This window comes from Haloarcula sp. NS06, assembly GCF_051122755.1.
Classification (GTDB): Archaea; Halobacteriota; Halobacteria; order Halobacteriales; family Haloarculaceae; genus Haloarcula.
Map to the genome: position 1 here is coordinate 2,620,316 of NZ_CP184844.1, position 15,647 is coordinate 2,635,962.

The window sequence follows — 15,647 nt, forward strand, 5'->3', positions numbered from 1 at the left end:
TCCGAAAACAGCGGAAGCAGGGAAACATGTTTGTGCTTCGACAGCCGAGATCACGAGACAGCTACGACTGATCCCCAGCAATACCATATTCGTCTCTCATGGCGCACTCGGCCCGTAAGTCACTGGACACCCCGTTCAGCCGTCCAGCTGTTTTCGCATCTTGACGTGTGGGATGCCGGCTTCCTCGAATTCGTCGCTGACCGTCTCATAGCCGAGGTGCTGGTAAAACGGCTCGACGTGAGTCTGTGCGTGGAGTTTGAGTTCAGTTGCGCCATCGTCACGAGCGGCATCTTCGACGGCCCGCATCAGCGCTGCGCCGACGCCATCGCCCCGATACGGCTCGCGGACCGCGACCCGCTCAACCTTGCCGACCGTGGGCTTGGGGAACCGGAGCCGAGCAGTCCCAACGGGATACTCGTCGTCACGGGCCAGAAACTGAACGGCGTCCGAGTCATTTCCATCGAGTTCCTCATCCTCGGAGACGCCCTGTTCCTCAACGAACACTGCTTTTCGAACGGCCGTTGCTGCGTCTCGGAACGCATCCCAAGTGCCGACATCGACTTCCAAGTGGTTCATGCCCGCGGTTTCGAGCGGGTCCCCTGTATGTGCTGTCACTGAGAATCGCCGAAACCATCAACACAGATGCGGGTGAAGCGGGCACGTATGACGTACGACTACGCTCGTGATCACGAGCACGAACTGTCGGCGGAGTATCTGTACGCCTCTGACGCGGAGGTTCTGGGAATCTATGACTCTGATGACGCTCTACAGGTCGACGTGGCGGTCATCTGCCCCGAGTGCAGTGAGACACTTCGTCTGGAGTCGACCGTCGACAAAGTCACGTCGTCTGGAACGGAACTCCCGCTGGACGAAGACTACTACGACTGACCAAAGATCCCGAAATAATTTTTTCCGCGGCGCGAGTACACTGGGCCGCTATGTCAGACTTCGACAGGTTCGAGTGTTCGAGCTGTGGTGCGTCGTTCAAAGCGTATCCCGACGCGAATGCGGCACAGAAAGAAGCGTGTAGTCCGGCCTGCGAAACCGACTTATAATCGGCTTCGGCTTTTTTGCGTTCCTTCGGTCGGCAGCGTTTAGCTGTCGGGGCTGTAGTTGGGCGCTTCGTCCGTAATCATCACGTCGTGGGGGTGGCTCTCTTGCTGTCCCGCGGCGGAGACACGCACAAACTCGGCGCGCTGCTTGAACTCGGGAATCGTTTCGGCTCCGACATAGCCCATTCCGGACTGCATCCCGCCGACGAGCTGGTGGAGTTCGGAGGCCAGCGAGCCCTTGTACGGCGTCGCGGCCTCGACGCCTTCAGGGACGAACTCCTCGCCCTCCTCGTCGTCCTTGAGGTAGCGCTCGCCGCCGCCCTCGTTCATCGCACCGACGCTACCCATCCCGCGGTACTGCTTGTACTTCTTGCCGTTCATCGTGATGACGCGGCCTGGGGCCTCATCGGTTCCGGCGAAGTACGAACCGAGCATCACCGCGTCCGCACCGGCGGCGATGGCCTTGATAGCGTCGCCGGAGTACCGGATGCCGCCGTCGGCGATGACCGGCACGTCGTGCTGGCTCGCCACGTCGGCGACCTGCGCAACGGCGGTGATCTGTGGCATCCCCGAACCGGTGACCACACGAGTCGTACAGATAGAACCGGGGCCGATACCCACCTTAACACCGTCGGCGAAGTCAACGACGGCTTCAGCGGCTTCCCGGGTCCCGATGTTACCGACAACCACATCGGCGTCTACTTCGGCCTTGATCTCGCGAGCGCTCTCGATGACGTTCGCGTTGTGGGCGTGCGCACAGTCGATGAACAGGATGTCAGCGCCGGCCTCGTCGGCTACCTGTGCTCGGTCCATCTCGAAGGGGCCGACGGCGGCACCACAGCGGAGCGAGCCGTCGTCCGCGCGGGCGGCCTGGTCGTACTCGCGACGCTGGAGGATGCCCTGCATCGTGACCAGCCCGACGAGTCGGTTCTCGTCGTCGACAATAGGGACGCGCTCGATTTTGTGGTCGTACATCAGTTCTAGCGCTTCGCGGGGGGTCACGTTCTCGGGTGCGGTGACGACTTCGTCGGTCATCGCATCCGTGACGGCGTCGTCCTCACCGACCTCCAGATACGGGCGGATGTCCGTCCCGGAGATGATGCCCAGCACTTCGCCACTGTCGTCGTCGACGACCGGCGCGCCGGAAACGCCCTCGTGTTCCATCATATCGTCGACCTCGCGGACGGTCTGGTTCGGGCTGGCCGTCACGACATCCCGGATAATGAGTTCGTCGGCGCGTTTGACCCGCTCGATCTCGGTCGCCATCTGATCGGCGTTCATGTTACGATGGAGGACGCCGATACCGCCCTGGCGTGCCATCGCGATCGCCATATCGCTCTCGGTGACGGTGTCCATCGCCGCGGAGACAACAGGGACGGTCAGTTCGACCGACTTCGAGACCCGCGTTGTGGTATCTGCTTCGTCTGGTTCGACGCGGGACTCCTTGGGTCTGAGGAGTACGTCGTCGAACGTCAGCGCCTCCGGCACTCGGAGCTTCTCTGAGAAAGGCTCGGAATCGTTCGCCATGTAAATCGTCCACGACGGCCCGGCAAAAACGTTGCGAGACTCGGCGCTACGTGGGGTTCGATGCCACACGTGTCTCCGGCAGCCCCTTCCAGAAATCCGCCATCGATCTCTCATTTGTCACGCCCTGGTCCCGAAGGTGAGACATTCGTCCACAAACAGCGGGGCATTCCGGAAAAGCGGTGGCGTATGTGCGCAGTTCTCACGCAACGGTTATGTGCGAATGAAGGATAATTAAAAACATGCGACTCACCGAACCCGCACGGAACGGTACTGCCCGCCAGATGACGTCCACAGCGTCGGGCAACACAACGTTCACGTGGTTCGGTAAGAAATTCTGGCAACTCTGTCGTGTTCGTCGGGACCGAGTGAGAACCTCCCAACGAGAGTTGGGTTATGCTCGACCGTAACACGACATGAGTAGCTCCAGACATCCGATTGCACTCGACATCGAGCAGCAGGTCGGCCGCGGTGGTCGGCTCTTAGCGACCGTGATGGGCCTTCCGCTCGTCGACGGCATCTTCCCGGTACTCGTCCTCGCGGGGGCACTTTCAACCTGGATGGGCGTCCTCGAAGTGGGCTTGCTCGTCTTCGGTGGGTCAGCCACCGTTGCTGTCGTGTTAGCCGAACTCGAAGGCGGTCCCCGGCAGCAAGCGCGCTCTGTCCTCATCATCGGAGCCGTGTTGATGCCGATTGCGCTCACCGAAGCAGCCCTTGCGCCGACGATTGCGGGGATCGTCAAACTGGGGACCCTCGAACGCTTCGCCGGCCTCGTCATCCTCGCAATCGCCGCACAGACCGCGAGCGCCCGAATCGGTGAGTACCTGCCGCGGCCGGCCATCATCGTCGTCCTCGGCCTGCTGGCGAGCCTCGACCCCGCCGGTGCAAAGCTGGTCACCGCTATCGAACCCGGTGTCTTGCTCCGCGCGGCCGCCACCACGGGCGTCGGTATCGGCTTCGCCCTCGCCGTCGCACTGGCGAGCCCGTGGCTGCGTAACGCCGTCGACATCGACCGCTTCCGCTTCGGTAGCGCTGTCGCGCTCGGCGTCCTCGCTCTCTCGGTCCTCGGCGTGATGCCGACCGACGCGCCAGTGGCGCTAGCCGTGCTTGCTGTCACGGCGCTGCTGTCATTCGACCCGGAGAACGCCCGCACGCGTCACACGGAATACCGACCCGACGCCGTGGACCTCACTGCCGCCTTCGCTGACGGCGGCGCGTCCCAGGGCGTCGCCGCCGACGAACAGACCGACGAAGGGGCCGCAGTCGAGTACGAGCCGGATCAAGAGCGCGCCCCGTGGCTGTGACGAGGGAGAACTTTTAGGCCTCTCAGGCTCGGCTGTCCGGTATGAGCGACAATCGCGTGGTCCAGGGTCGGATGCAGACCCCCGAGAGCCTAGCCGAACTCATCGAAGGAGAGGGTGTCATGGACGCAGAGCCGATCGAAGACGCCGATGACGACTGCCCGGAGTGTGGCGAAAACGTCATCTCCGTGGGGTACATGCCTTCTGCACTGGAATTCGTTACTGGGTACAAGTGCCAGGAATGCGACTGGTCGGACACCGACCGCGACTAAGCGCCGTCTGCCAATCGAAATCCCTTTAATGCGAGTCGGCTTACGCCGGAGTGCGGGGTCGTGGCCTAGTCCGGGAAGGCGGCTGACTCCAGAGGCCACGCGCCTGGGACGACACTCCAAGGGCTGATATACTGAGCGGCCGGCTGATCACCGGTTCGCGACGATGACCCTCTGGAGTTCCGAGGCGCAGGACGGAGATATCAGCCGATCGGGGGTTCAAATCCCTCCGACCCCATACTGTTACCCTTCCAGACCTATCTGTCAGCCGGATTTTACATAGTAGTACAGCTAAATAATACAGATCTGTCTTCAAAAACCCGATCTCAGCGAAGCCAAGGCATTCCGGAAGCACGGATTCACGTAATCAGTGCCAAGTTGGGGACGACAACACTGCCCAAGTCCAATGAGTTTACTGCATGGCGGCTATCTGCCCACGCATGAGTCAGTTATTACGTGATTTACTTGTCGGAAACGCCGACCACGCTGCGGAGTTCCGGGACCGGTTCGACAGCGTCCAGAACTCACAAACTCCAGATGCTGTCACGGTCTGTTGCTCCGACTCGCGGGTACTTCAGGACCATATGTGGGGCAACAGCGAGCCGGGGCATCTCTTTACCTGTAGCAACATCGGGAACCGAGTCATCCAGCGGACCGCCTCCGGCGAGGCGGTATCTGGTGACGTGTTGTACCCTATCGAGCACACGATGACCGAAACGGCTGTCGTTGTCGGCCACACCGGCTGTGGAGCGGTGACGGCGACCTATGACGACCTGACGGACGGCCTTGATGAGCCGGCCGGCATTGACCACTGTCTCAGTGTTCTCAAGCCCCATCTCAAGCCTGCGCTGGAACATCTCCCCGAGGATATTGAGCGAGCGGCGGCCATCAACCGACTCGTCGAGTACAACGTCGACAGGCAAGTCGAGTTTCTTCGAAACAGTGACGACGTTCCCGACGCCGTCGACGTGGTCGGCGTCGTCTACGACTTTCAGGACGTGTACGGCGGCCGACGGGGTGAAGTCCACGTCATCAATGTCCACGGTGAAACCGATATCGACGCGCTCCGGGCAGCCCATCCCGATATCGACTCACGGATCAACCGCCTCTGGGAGTACTAACGGGACGCTGGAAGCGGTGGACAGAACGGTGAAACTAACTCTCGGACTAGACCGACTCCATCACAACAGATTCTTGCTACCTGTTCTCTCGCTGTTCGACCTTGTTCAGTTCGATCAGGAGCCGGAAGATCGCTTTCACGAGGTTTTCGTCGACGTCGAACTGCTCCGCATTGTCGCCAGCACGGTCCATGACGGCCTGCTCCTGTTGCTCGTCGGTCGTCGGCAGCCCTTTCTCGTCTTTGACCTGTGCGATGGTGTCAGCCACGTAGGTTCGCTGAGCGATCTTCTCAACGATTTCACGGTCGATCGTCCGGATTTCGTCGCGCAGTTCGTCCAGCGACATGTCCTCTGGGTTTGGATTCGTGGTCATACTATGTGTGTCCCCTCTGTTTGTGTTGTCGTCAGCCATGTCTCTCCGGGTCGCTTGTCCCAGGCGTCTCGGACGGCTTCGAGTGCCGCCCGCTCGCCGACGGCAGTAAATGACGGCCCCGTCCCAGACAGGGAGACGCCCTCGACGTGCTGGAGCGCGTCGAGAACCGGCTCCGTCTCGAAATCCAGCGCGGCCGAGAACGCGAGACCGTTGACGGTCATCGCCCGCTGGTAGTCGCCGTCGAGCGCGAGGTCCTCGACGAGGCGGGCCATCGGCGCGATTTGCCGGCACCGCTCGACATCCGCGTCAGCACTAAAGGACTGTTCCGGCGGCGTCCAGACGAGCACGTCCCAGTCGATTTCCTCGCGGGTCAGGAGCGCGTCGTCCTCGTTGTCGGTGACGGTGACGCCGCCGAGCATCGACGCCGACGCGTCGTCGAAAGCCCCGGTGACGGTGACGCCCACGTCGCGTGCGGCCATGACGCCGAGACGGGCCATGTCCTCGCGGCTCATCCGCTCGGTCGCGTCGAGCGCGTCGAGCGTCGCCATGACGGTCGCGTTTGCGGCCGCACTGGAGCTTTTGAGCCCCGACGCCATCGGGACCTCACTTTCGGTGCGGACGGTCCCGCCGGAGACCGCCGGGACACCCACGTTCTGTGGGCCGCCGTGGGCGTCGATGACGTACTCGACACAGCGTTCGATAAGCCGCGTGTCGGCGTCCGGCGCACCGTCCACCTCGCCGGTGACGCCATCGGTCTCGGTCGAGAGCGTGACGGTCGCTGTCGTGTACTCGTCGATAGCAAACGCCGCGCCGCGGCCGGTCGCAAGCGCGTTAAGGACCGTCCCTGCTGCGGGCGCTGCTGCCTTCCCTTCCATCGACGTGTACTCCCGCACGGACCTATTTACTAACTGCGATACCCCTGTAGCGGCCATATTGACCGCAGCGGCCGACGTGGTTCTGTCTAGTTATTCGATACACCGGCGTCCGACTGCAGTACCCCGTCTCAGGCTGGGAACAGGAGATACGGCAGAATAAACAGCAACAGGAACATGAATAGGAGAATGATGCCGTAGCCAGCCAGCGTCCCGGCGGCTGTCAGCCACGCCGGATGCTCAAACTGTTCGGTGAGAGTTGCCATACCGTGGAGTTCAATCGGAGACAGTATAGTGGTTTGGGAGCGGCACGGCCCCGAACGACCGCAATGGGCTCGTTGCGACTGGGAACGGTAAGCTTTCAACTATCGGTTCAGTACACTGGCAAAAATGTATATTGTCATCGTCGGTGCCGGCGATATCGGGTCGCCGTTGCTTGAGATTGCGACAGCGGGGGGAACGAGGTCGTCGTCATCGAACGCGACAAGGAGCGGGCGGAACGTGCGTCGAGACAGTACGACTGTCTCGTCATTCACGACGATGCGACGTCAAAGGACACGCTGGAGGACGCCGGGGCGGACCGTGCTGACGCGCTCATCTCGACAACCGATCAGGACGCGACCAACATCATGGTCTGTCTGCTGGCACAGGAACTGGAAGTGCCGGACATCGTCTCAGTCGTCCACAATCCTGAGCACATGAACGTGTTCCGCCAGATCGGCGTCAACACGATGCAGAACCCACAGCGGCTCATCGCCGAGTATCTCTATCGGGCCGTCAAGCGGCCGTCTATCGTTGACTTCATGCGCATTGGCGATCACGCGGAAGTATTCGAGATAACGGTCACGCCAGGTGCTCCGATTGCTGGCAAGACGCTACAGGAAGCCAATTCGGAGAGCCTCATCGGCGGCCAGACGCTTATCGTAGCTATCGAGCGTAATGGCGATGGTGACCCAATAACGCCCCGCGGCGATACGCGTATCGAGGCAGACGACCTCCTCACGGTCTACTCGGGAGAGGGTGCGACGCCGGAGGTGACCGATATCTTCGGTCACTCCGAGGACCACAACTGATATGCCGCGACGGAACAGCGGGCTGTTCCCGACGGACCTGAAAACAATCGCCCGCGATATCGGGTCCCTCCTGCTGATGGAGGCCGGGCTGATGACGATTACGGCCGTGATTGCGCTGGGCTTTCGGGAGTTCTACGCCGCGTTCGGGTTCTTTACTGCGGCTGGGATAACAGCCGCTGTCGGCGGCCTCGCGAACCGTGGGTTCACCGATGCCCCGGCCCCAGAGATGAAACACGGCATGGTCATCGCCGCTGGCGGGTGGCTGCTGGTCGCCGCGTTCGGATCGGTTCCGTTCCTGTTGACCGCGTGGTTCACGCCTCCTGCTGTCATGGATACATTCGTTCCAGTCGGGACGGACACGAGTACGTGGGAGCCGATCAAAGTCGGCGGAACGACGACGCTCTCCAGCCTGGCGTACTTCCGGAACCCGCTCCATGCCTTCTTCGAGAGCATGAGCGGGTGGACCGGGAGCGGCCTGACGATGGCGATTCACGAGCCCTCGCTCCCGCGCGCAGTCCAGTGGTGGCGGTCGTTCATCCAGTACGTCGGCGGCGTCGGCGTCATTGTCCTGACCGTGTCTATCCTGTCACGGCCTGGCAGTGGCAGTTACGCGCTCTACCAGAGTGAGGCCCGCGAGGAGAAGATCCACCCGAGCGTCGTCTCCACCGTCCGAACGGTCTGGAAACTCGTCGCCGGCTACACGGTTCTCTCGTTCGCGCTGCTGTTCGGTGCTATCCTCGCCAGCGACAGCGAATACGCGGAGTCACTGCCGCTGTGGGAGGCCGCTTGGCAGGCACTCAATCACGCCATGACTGGGCTCACGACCGGCGGATTCTCGGTCACCGACAACTCGATTGCGACGTATAACTCGCCGCTCGTCGAGACCGTGCTGTTGCCGATTATGATTCTCGGTGCGATTGCGTTCCCGGTCCACTACGTAGTCTTACACGACAGGCAGGTTCGTGAACTGGTGTCGGACCTGCAGACCCGCTGGCTGTTCATCCTGCTCGCGCTCGGTGTCGTCGGCCTCTCAGTACAAAATGCGTGGTCCGTTCCCGCGACGACTGAGGCGTTTGCCACCCAGTCGTTCCTGCCGTTTTCGGTGCCGATGCTTGACGCCGCACAGCTCGATGCGGTCCGGGACTCGACGTTCCAGTGGGTCAGCGCACTCAGCTGTACTGGCTTCCAGTCGGCACCGATCGGTCGCTGGCTCGCCGGCGGCAAGGTGCTTGTGGCCGGTGCGATGGTACTTGGCGGCGCCGCGGGGTCCACTGTCGGGGGCATCAAAATCATCCGGGGGTACACCATCGTTCGCGGCATCATCTGGCAGTTCTCGCGGGTGTTCCTCCCGACAAACGCGGTGATTACGGCCCGCATCGGCGACCGGACGCTGGACCGTGAATCGATGGAGCGGGAGTTCAGCGAAGCGGCCATCGTGACACTGCTGTGGCTCATCATTCTCGTCACCAGCAGCGTCGTCCTCACTAATGTCGCGGGACCGGCATTTGGCTATGCTGATGCCCTGTTTGAAGTCGCCAGCGCACAGGGGAATGTCGGCCTGTCCTCGGGCATCACCGGCCCGTCGATGTCCCCGCTTGCGGAGGGGATGTTCGTGTTGAACATGTGGGTCGGCCGGCTGGAGATTATCCCGATACTCGTGTTCATCCGCGCCGGACTGTACGGGCTAGACCCGTAAGCCGTCAAACGTCCCTTTAGTCCACCTCTCACTCTTCGTCAGGGTACACTTCGCCAAGAAACATCCAGCGGACTTTCGTGCCACCTTCGGGTCTAGTCTCCTCTTTGACGTGGTAGAGATACGGTCCGTGTGGGCAGTCATCTCATTCTTCAGCACAGGTAGTCCACTTCACTACCTCGGTGTAGCCGTCGCGTTTGGTCGCGCGAAGGATTTCCTCATTGGGGTCCGGCTCCACCGATGAGGCTGTCTCATCGTGGAATTGCAACAGCTCCTGCGCATGGATGACCGTATTGTGGAGTTCATCAGGCGTCAACTGTGGCAGTTCCGCTGTCACTTTATCCGGGACCCCCTCAGTTAGTGTCGGTTCGTTTTAGGACTGGACATACTGACATCTCCATGTGGGAGATACATAACTGAACTGGCAGCTACAGATAGCGACGGAACGAGTCTCCCGGACTCACTCGTTCCAGAACGCTCCGGTAAATATCACGAACACTGGAATGATCTCTAATCGGCCGATCCACATCAAGAAGATCATCAGCAGTTTGCTGGTCTCCGGGAAGAGTTCATAGGTCCCGAACGGCCCCAGAAACCCGAACCCGGGACCGATGTTCCCGATGGTCGCCAAGCTTGCGCTGGTGGCTTCGAAGACAGTCAGCTCAAGCCCGACACGGCCGGCATCGAGGAGGAGAAACACCGTCGCGATACCGAACGTGAGCAGGTACAGCAGCGTGAACCCGTATATCGCGTTGATAACGTCCTCGTCAATGACCTGCCCGCCGAGCCGAACTGGTTTGACGGCGCTGGGATGGGCTGTCGTGAACAGTTGGCGTCGGATGCTCTTGAGCACGACGAGCCATCGGACGATTTTGACGCCGCCACCGGTTGACCCCGCGGAGCCGCCGATGAACATCGCGAACAACAGGACTCCCTGTGCGGTGTTGCCCCACTGGGCGAAGTCGCTCGTCGCGTACCCGGTCGAGTTCAGCAACGAGGCGACCTGAAACGTGGCTTGCCGGAGCGAGTTCTCCAGTGCCCCCTGTGTAATGCCTCCGAGTTCAAGCGGCGGCGCGGACCCGGTAAAGAGCAGACCCCAGAGGATGACGGCCACGCCGGCGTTTGCACCGAGGTACGCCTGCAGTTCACGGTCCTGGAGGAAGGCGGCGTACTCGTCCTGCAACAGGAGGTAAAACAGCGCGAAGTTCATCCCGGCGATGAGCATGAACGGAATGACGGCCCACTGGACGGCCGGTGAGAAGTAGGCGATGCTCTCAGCCTGTGGGGAGAAGCCGCCGGTCGGCAGGGTCGTGAACGCGTGGGCAACGGCGTTGTAGGCGTCCATATTCGGTGCATAGCCTGTGTAATGGAGGCCAAGCAGAATGAGGATATACAGCACGGTAAAGCCCAGATAGAACAGCCAGAGGAGTCGGGCAGTCTCGGCTATCTTCGGCGTCAGTTTCTGCAGTTCGGGGCCTGGTGCCTCCGATTCGATCAACTGTGCCCCGTTGACGGCTGCCTCTGGAAGAATGGCGACCATCAGAACAATAATACCCATCCCGCCGAGCCACTGGGTGAGCTGTCGCCACATCAGCAGCGCGTGGGAGTGGCGAGCAAACGATATTTCATTGGTGACGGTCGCGCCAGTGGTCGTAAACCCGGACATCGACTCGAACAGCGCGTTCACAGGCTCACCGAGCGCTGATTCGGTCCCGTACCCGGCGATAACGTAAGGGACTGCACCGATAACCGCGACAGCCCCCCACGAGAGCCCGACGAACAGCAGCGCTTCGCGTGGCCCGAGTTCGTGACTGTCGCTGACCTGCTCCAGCGCTACGCCCAGCGTGATAGCGATTGCGATAGAGATCAGGAAGACAACAGTATCTTCTCCGTACAGCAACCCGATCCCAAGCGGGACCAGCATTGCGACGGCGAGATACTTGCTTACAGTGCCGGTTAGAGCGACACTCTGTCGCCAGTCGACGCGAACCGACATCACTGATCACCGACCATTAACTGACGCTCACACCCCCGATATCAAAAAGCCTCGCGTTCCAGTAGCGCCGTTTCCGGCGAATCTACTCGTGCACAGTGTCGGTTCGATGCGGTCGCTGTTCCGTTCTGGCAGCGCACCGAATGCGTATGCAGTCGCGTCGTCCGGTGTGGGTTTTGCCGTAGAAACTGCTGGAGACGCTGAAGTAGCGATTCAGGCGTGGCCCTGTTCTTTCGCTCCCTCGCGGATCTTTTTCGACCGCTTGCGGACGCGTGAGACGTACCGTTCGATTTTCTCTGGTTTCTCACCGTAGAACGACGCGGCCCAGTGGACATCGACGCCGTCCTGTGTGAGGAAGTAGGCGACAAGCGTATCGCGGCCCGCTTGGATGACCGTCGGCGGGACACCGCGCTCGCCGGTCCCAGCTTCCTGGAAGCCGTTCACGTCGAAGTACACATCAGCGTATAGTGTCGCCATCTCGGGGTCATCGAACTCGATGCCCTCGTGGTCTGGGGCCTCGAATCGGTAGCGTGTGTCGCCCTCGCCTGTCGGTCGTTCGGCGATGCGTATGTCGAGGATGTACTCACGATAGGTCGAACAGTCCATCGGTACAGCAGTGGTGTCTGATTGTGGCATGGATAGTTGGGCTGGTGTTATGATTGTCGGCTCGTTCTGGCTGCGAATGCTGCCACCGCGGCGAGTGCGGCGATGGCCAGCGCTATCGGGAGTGACCCGTTCGCGCCGGTCGTCGACTGGTCGTCACCATCCGCGGCCTCGTCATCTGAGGTATCTGCGGCGGCCTCGGTGCCCGCTGACTCGGCGACGGACTCGCTGGCAGGTGAAGATGCTTCGGTCGCGGCGGCTACTGTCTCCGTCGTCGCACTCGCCGAAACCGCGACCGCTGTCGACTCGGTCGCAGGCTCGACCACTCCGCCGCCGTCCGCGTCGACCTGGCTCGACGCGACGGTCACCTCTGTCTCGCCGCCATCGACGCCGGCAAGCTGGACCGTCGCGAGCGTCACATCGCTCGCTCCAGGTTCGATCTGTCCGTCAAGGTCGGCCGCCTCGAGCGTGACTGTCCCGCCGTCTGAACTAATGACAGGGTCAGTCGTGAGGCCGAGGCGGTCGGGGTAGCTCGCGTTCTCGAATCGGGCGACAGCGGGGTCATCGACGACGAGTTCGAGTTGGTAGCCGGCCAGTCCGTCCGGTGCGCTGGTGAGGATGACCGGCACAGCCATCGTTTCACCAGCAGCGACGGAGCTGGTCTCGATGTTGATTGCTGGCGTGCTCTGCCCTGCAGCGAGCGCGGGGACTGTCCCCGCGAGGAGGATGAGTGCGACGAGCGCGAGGGGGAGGCGAGCGCTTCGGACGTAGCCGCGTATCGAAAGGTGAGTGTCGTCTGTCATTGTGTTCCTGTATGGAAAGATGAGAGGTGCTCGGTCGGGGTCGTCAGTTGACTTCTTCGTAGAGTGCCGTCACGTCCGCGAAGTCGAGTTTACCGTTCTCGTTGAAGTCATACGCGCCGGTGTTCAGCTGGACGCTGTCGGAGTCCATGTTCAAGAACAACACCTGTACGTCCTCGTAGTCGAGACGGCCGTTGCCGTTGAGGTCCTCGAAATGACCGTCGCCGTCGGGATCGGTCGGCGCGGTGTCACCGACGACCGTCTGCGGGCCACCCACAACGATACCGTTTCGGGCTTCTGCCTCGATGGCGTTCCCGTTCTCGTCGTCCATTTGTTCGATGGAGACAGTCAGGTCGGTCGTGCCGCCGCCGTTAGCGCGGACATCGAGCGTTGCGAGTGACGCGTCCATCGCGCCGGACTGGACGTTCGTATTGACATCGGCAACACGGATTGTCGCCGACGAGCCGTCGTCGCTGATCGAACTCTCGGTGAGACCGAGCGCGTCGGGGAAGGAGACACCGGTAATAGACGCGATTTCGGGGTTGGAGACGCTGACGGTGAGTCGAGCGCCGGAGAAGCCAGCAGGGAGCGATGAGGCGGTCAGCGAGACGCTGCCCGTCGACCCACTTCCGACCGCGGCGGAATTGGCGCTGACTGTGACGGTGGGCTGGTAGACATAGAGACCGTCGTTCGGGTACGAGCGCGCAGGGCCACCGAAGCCGTCCTCACAGCAGAGAACGCGACCATCGCGCATCGTGTAGACGTTGTCGACGTTCCGGAGCGCGTCGTTTGCGTCTTCCGGCGAATCGGTGAAGTCGGGGCCGGTGATGACCGGTTCGAGCCTCGAAACGTTGTAGTCCGCTTCCAGCACACCGCGGTAGACGACGCCGCCGTCGACACGGTCGAGTTGGATATCGCCTTCGTCGTCTGCGAGTGCGTCGTTGAACTCCGAGATGCCGAAGTAGATGAAGTCGCCGGGCTGGGAGTCATCCACGGTGTCGACGCCCTCGGCCTTGTTGAACTCGATGGACGCACCGATCTCCTTGGCGGCCGCGCGGGTCTCAAGGAACGGGACGCGACGGAGTTCCTCGTCGACGCCGTCCGGGCCGTTTGCTTCGTACTGTTCGGCCCACTCGACGATTTCCTCGTTCGTGATGTAACTCTGATTGCCGCTTGCGCTCTGGAGGACTGTAAGGTCGGCTTCCCTGACTGCGTCCGACACCGAGACATCCGTTCCGATTTCGTCCACACTGTATTCGGTGTGCTCCGTGATGTAGTCGGCCTGCGTGACGTCGTCGTACTCCGCGATCCACTCAGCAGCCTCGCCGTTCGTGGCGTGACCGAGCTTCATCCATTCGATCTCAAGTGGTGTCTGTGCCGGGGAGTTCCGCCCGTCGGATTCGGCGGCGTTGGCCGCGTCGTTGGTAATCTGTGGCGCGTACAGCGTGCCCGCAATATCGTCGGTGTTGTCGTACTCTGGAATTGGCTCGTCGGCGACGAACTTGTAGATGCCCTTGCTATCGCCGTCCGAACAGCCGTAGACGGTCTTCTGGTCGCCCTGAATATCAGGTGCTTCCCAGGCGGCCCGACCCATGACATAGTACTTCATCGGACTCGGCGTTTCGGCAGCCGGTTCCCGGATGTCGACGAAGTACCCGTAGCGGTACGGGTTCGGGTAGACGTCATCGATGAGCGTCATATCGTTCCCGTCCTCGGTCTGGTCGACCGTGTCCGCACCGAGGTAGTACGCCGCCTTCTCGACACCGGCCTGGGACCAGTAGCCCTGAATGGTGAACTCCTCCGCAATGTCACCGGCCTCAACGTAGTCACCCAGTGCCTCCCCGATTTCCGACGGGTTCGGACGGTTCCAGAACTGACAGCCACCGATTTTGCCGACACCGGTTCCAGACTCCACGATGTCGCCCACTGTGTACGTATATGAGACGCGCGGGTGGCTGTAGTTCTCCTCGGCCGAGATCATCGTTTCCCACGGGCTGAGGTCACCATAGCAGTTGACCCACGTCCCGCCAAGATTGCGGAACGCCTCGGTATTGACGACGTTGAGCGTCATGTCCGAACCGACGTCGGCACTCCACTCGCCGCTCTCGTCCCGGCTTATCGGGACCCGCGAGATGCACCCCGGGTAGTTCTCCCAGTTTGTGAATAGATACCCTTCAGTGCCCTCGTCGTCTGTTGCGACGAACTGGTTGCAGTCTGGATTTTGCCCATAGCCACCACTGCTTCCATTGAGCGCAGTAAGGTCGACACCGTCAGGTGTCTGTGGGACACCGAGGCGTTCCTCGCCGCCCTGAATCTCTTCGCGGCCCTGAATAAGGACCTCGTAGTTACCAGCTTCGGACCGGACCTGACGCTGTTTCTCCTCGGTGTCCGGAATCCCCACCTCGGAGAAATCGTCGTTACTCCCGTCGAACTCGAACTGGAAGCCGCTGAAATAGCCCACCGCGGCCCGTCCGAACGGTTCGGGGTTTTCTCCCTCCGGGTGCTGGAGGCTGTACAGCAGTGACCCGTCCTCAAAGACGAACGGTCCCGTCACCTCCGCGCCGAACGCCGTCGTCGAGAACCGTTTGAGACTCCCGGCAACACTCGGTGCCCCGGGTGTGTCTGTCTCTTCGACCTCTTCCCCACTTGCCACGCCGATGACGCTGGCCCCAAGTGCAGCAGCCACCGACTGTGAAAGTACCTGCCGTCGAGTGAAATCGACCATGCGAGTGAGGGGTAGCAGTGATTATTAAAGCAAGTTTATAATATTTGTATGATGTATTCAGAGCGCTCTTATGAGATCAGTTCTCACCGTACTCCTAACCTATAGGACATATCACAAATACTGCTATTTTTACAGAATACGTGCTGAATAACTCCGATGACATCCTCTGATGAATCGATCGGTCATCACCTACTTACCAGTGGGCGAGTCGGATAGTCAACACAGTGCGAACCCGCCCTATGTCACATCAC

The 15,647-nt window shown here is 61.2% G+C and carries 14 protein-coding genes, 1 tRNA gene and 2 pseudogenes; 7 read left to right on the plus strand and 10 right to left on the minus strand.

The genetic code is table 11. From position 1 onward, the window contains the following. Positions 1-135: 135 nt before the first annotated feature. Entirely contained in the window at positions 136-576 is a 441-nt protein-coding gene (locus ACODNH_RS17430) for a GNAT family N-acetyltransferase (protein ID WP_434531450.1), read from the minus strand. An 87-nt stretch (positions 577-663) separates the two neighbouring features. Between ACODNH_RS17430 and ACODNH_RS17435 the strand changes: the two genes are divergently transcribed. After that, positions 664-888: a hypothetical protein gene (locus tag ACODNH_RS17435; RefSeq protein ID WP_434530659.1), complete on the plus strand. Its 225-nt coding sequence runs from the start codon at positions 664-666 to the stop codon at positions 886-888. A gap of 206 nt (positions 889-1,094) precedes the next feature. Here ACODNH_RS17435 and guaB read toward each other — a convergent pair whose 3' ends face one another. Next, positions 1,095-2,579 (minus strand): IMP dehydrogenase, encoded by a 1,485-nt coding sequence (gene guaB, locus ACODNH_RS17440; RefSeq protein WP_306706457.1) that lies wholly within the window; start codon positions 2,577-2,579, stop codon positions 1,095-1,097. Positions 2,580-2,992: 413 nt separating this feature from the next. Between guaB and ACODNH_RS17445 the strand changes: the two genes are divergently transcribed. The 4 genes from ACODNH_RS17445 (at position 2,993) to ACODNH_RS17460 (ending at position 5,267) form a co-directional block, all read left to right on the plus strand. Further along, a complete protein-coding gene (locus ACODNH_RS17445) occupies positions 2,993-3,880 on the plus strand; it encodes a DUF5794 domain-containing protein (RefSeq protein ID WP_306706458.1) in 888 nt (295 codons plus the stop codon). 41 nt (positions 3,881-3,921) lie between these two features. After that, positions 3,922-4,149 carry a DUF5795 family protein gene (locus ACODNH_RS17450; protein ID WP_170096013.1) on the plus strand — a complete coding sequence of 76 codons (228 nt, stop codon included), beginning with the start codon at positions 3,922-3,924 and terminating at the stop codon, positions 4,147-4,149. A 54-nt stretch (positions 4,150-4,203) separates the two neighbouring features. Beyond that, positions 4,204-4,384 (plus strand) — tRNA-Trp (locus ACODNH_RS17455). Between the two features lie 202 nt (positions 4,385-4,586). After that, positions 4,587-5,267, plus strand: a complete 681-nt coding sequence (locus ACODNH_RS17460) for a carbonic anhydrase (RefSeq protein ID WP_434530660.1) — start codon at positions 4,587-4,589, stop codon at positions 5,265-5,267. 76 nt (positions 5,268-5,343) lie between these two features. Here the strand turns inward: ACODNH_RS17460 and ACODNH_RS17465 are convergent, their stop codons facing one another. The 3 genes from ACODNH_RS17465 to ACODNH_RS17475 form a co-directional block, all read right to left on the minus strand. Beyond that, complete coding sequence (locus tag ACODNH_RS17465) at positions 5,344-5,637, minus strand: chorismate mutase (protein WP_306706460.1); 294 nt, start codon at positions 5,635-5,637, stop codon at positions 5,344-5,346. After that, positions 5,634-6,512, minus strand: coding sequence for a shikimate kinase (locus tag ACODNH_RS17470; protein ID WP_434530661.1), 879 nt, complete (start codon positions 6,510-6,512; stop codon positions 5,634-5,636). The genes ACODNH_RS17465 and ACODNH_RS17470 overlap by 4 nt, the downstream gene beginning before the upstream one ends. A gap of 128 nt (positions 6,513-6,640) precedes the next feature. Continuing rightward, positions 6,641-6,775 carry a hypothetical protein gene (locus tag ACODNH_RS17475; protein ID WP_306706461.1) on the minus strand — a complete coding sequence of 45 codons (135 nt, stop codon included), beginning with the start codon at positions 6,773-6,775 and terminating at the stop codon, positions 6,641-6,643. A gap of 124 nt (positions 6,776-6,899) precedes the next feature. On the opposite strand from ACODNH_RS17475, the pseudogene ACODNH_RS17480 reads away from it, so the two are divergent. Then, positions 6,900-7,582: pseudogene (locus ACODNH_RS17480) on the plus strand (potassium channel family protein). A gap of 1 nt (position 7,583) precedes the next feature. Further along, positions 7,584-9,278 (plus strand): potassium transporter TrkG, encoded by a 1,695-nt coding sequence (locus ACODNH_RS17485; protein WP_434530662.1) that lies wholly within the window; start codon positions 7,584-7,586, stop codon positions 9,276-9,278. 28 nt (positions 9,279-9,306) lie between these two features. Here the strand turns inward: ACODNH_RS17485 and ACODNH_RS17490 are convergent. The 5 genes and pseudogenes from ACODNH_RS17490 to ACODNH_RS17510 all read right to left on the minus strand — a co-directional run bounded on the left by ACODNH_RS17490 (position 9,307) and on the right by ACODNH_RS17510 (position 15,396). Then, a pseudogene (locus ACODNH_RS17490) lies at positions 9,307-9,612 on the minus strand (hypothetical protein). A gap of 123 nt (positions 9,613-9,735) precedes the next feature. Continuing rightward, entirely contained in the window at positions 9,736-11,271 is a 1,536-nt protein-coding gene (locus tag ACODNH_RS17495; protein WP_434530663.1) for a TrkH family potassium uptake protein, read from the minus strand. Between the two features lie 210 nt (positions 11,272-11,481). Continuing rightward, positions 11,482-11,904, minus strand: coding sequence for a hypothetical protein (locus ACODNH_RS17500; protein ID WP_434530664.1), 423 nt, complete (start codon positions 11,902-11,904; stop codon positions 11,482-11,484). Positions 11,905-11,921: 17 nt separating this feature from the next. Next, positions 11,922-12,674 carry a cell surface protein gene (locus ACODNH_RS17505; protein ID WP_306706467.1) on the minus strand — a complete coding sequence of 251 codons (753 nt, stop codon included), beginning with the start codon at positions 12,672-12,674 and terminating at the stop codon, positions 11,922-11,924. A 43-nt stretch (positions 12,675-12,717) separates the two neighbouring features. Next, on the minus strand, positions 12,718-15,396 hold the full coding sequence (locus ACODNH_RS17510; protein WP_434530665.1) for an alkaline phosphatase PhoX: 2,679 nt from the start codon (positions 15,394-15,396) through the stop codon (positions 12,718-12,720). Between the last annotated feature and the right edge of the window lie 251 nt (positions 15,397-15,647).

Bases quoted from the DNA above. Each gene is read 5' to 3' on its own strand.
- ACODNH_RS17430 (WP_434531450.1), bottom strand. From the start codon at position 576: ATGAACCACTTGGAAGTCGATGTCGGCACTTGGGATGCGTTCCGAGAC.
- ACODNH_RS17435 (WP_434530659.1), top strand. From the start codon at position 664: ATGACGTACGACTACGCTCGTGATCACGAGCACGAACTGTCGGCGGAG.
- guaB (WP_306706457.1), bottom strand. From the start codon at position 2,579: ATGGCGAACGATTCCGAGCCTTTCTCAGAGAAGCTCCGAGTGCCGGAG.
- ACODNH_RS17445 (WP_306706458.1), top strand. From the start codon at position 2,993: ATGAGTAGCTCCAGACATCCGATTGCACTCGACATCGAGCAGCAGGTC.
- ACODNH_RS17450 (WP_170096013.1), top strand. From the start codon at position 3,922: ATGAGCGACAATCGCGTGGTCCAGGGTCGGATGCAGACCCCCGAGAGC.
- ACODNH_RS17460 (WP_434530660.1), top strand. From the start codon at position 4,587: ATGAGTCAGTTATTACGTGATTTACTTGTCGGAAACGCCGACCACGCT.
- ACODNH_RS17465 (WP_306706460.1), bottom strand. From the start codon at position 5,637: ATGACCACGAATCCAAACCCAGAGGACATGTCGCTGGACGAACTGCGC.
- ACODNH_RS17470 (WP_434530661.1), bottom strand. From the start codon at position 6,512: ATGGAAGGGAAGGCAGCAGCGCCCGCAGCAGGGACGGTCCTTAACGCG.
- ACODNH_RS17475 (WP_306706461.1), bottom strand. From the start codon at position 6,775: ATGGCAACTCTCACCGAACAGTTTGAGCATCCGGCGTGGCTGACAGCC.
- ACODNH_RS17485 (WP_434530662.1), top strand. From the start codon at position 7,584: ATGCCGCGACGGAACAGCGGGCTGTTCCCGACGGACCTGAAAACAATC.
- ACODNH_RS17495 (WP_434530663.1), bottom strand. From the start codon at position 11,271: ATGTCGGTTCGCGTCGACTGGCGACAGAGTGTCGCTCTAACCGGCACT.
- ACODNH_RS17500 (WP_434530664.1), bottom strand. From the start codon at position 11,904: ATGCCACAATCAGACACCACTGCTGTACCGATGGACTGTTCGACCTAT.
- ACODNH_RS17505 (WP_306706467.1), bottom strand. From the start codon at position 12,674: ATGACAGACGACACTCACCTTTCGATACGCGGCTACGTCCGAAGCGCT.
- ACODNH_RS17510 (WP_434530665.1), bottom strand. From the start codon at position 15,396: ATGGTCGATTTCACTCGACGGCAGGTACTTTCACAGTCGGTGGCTGCT.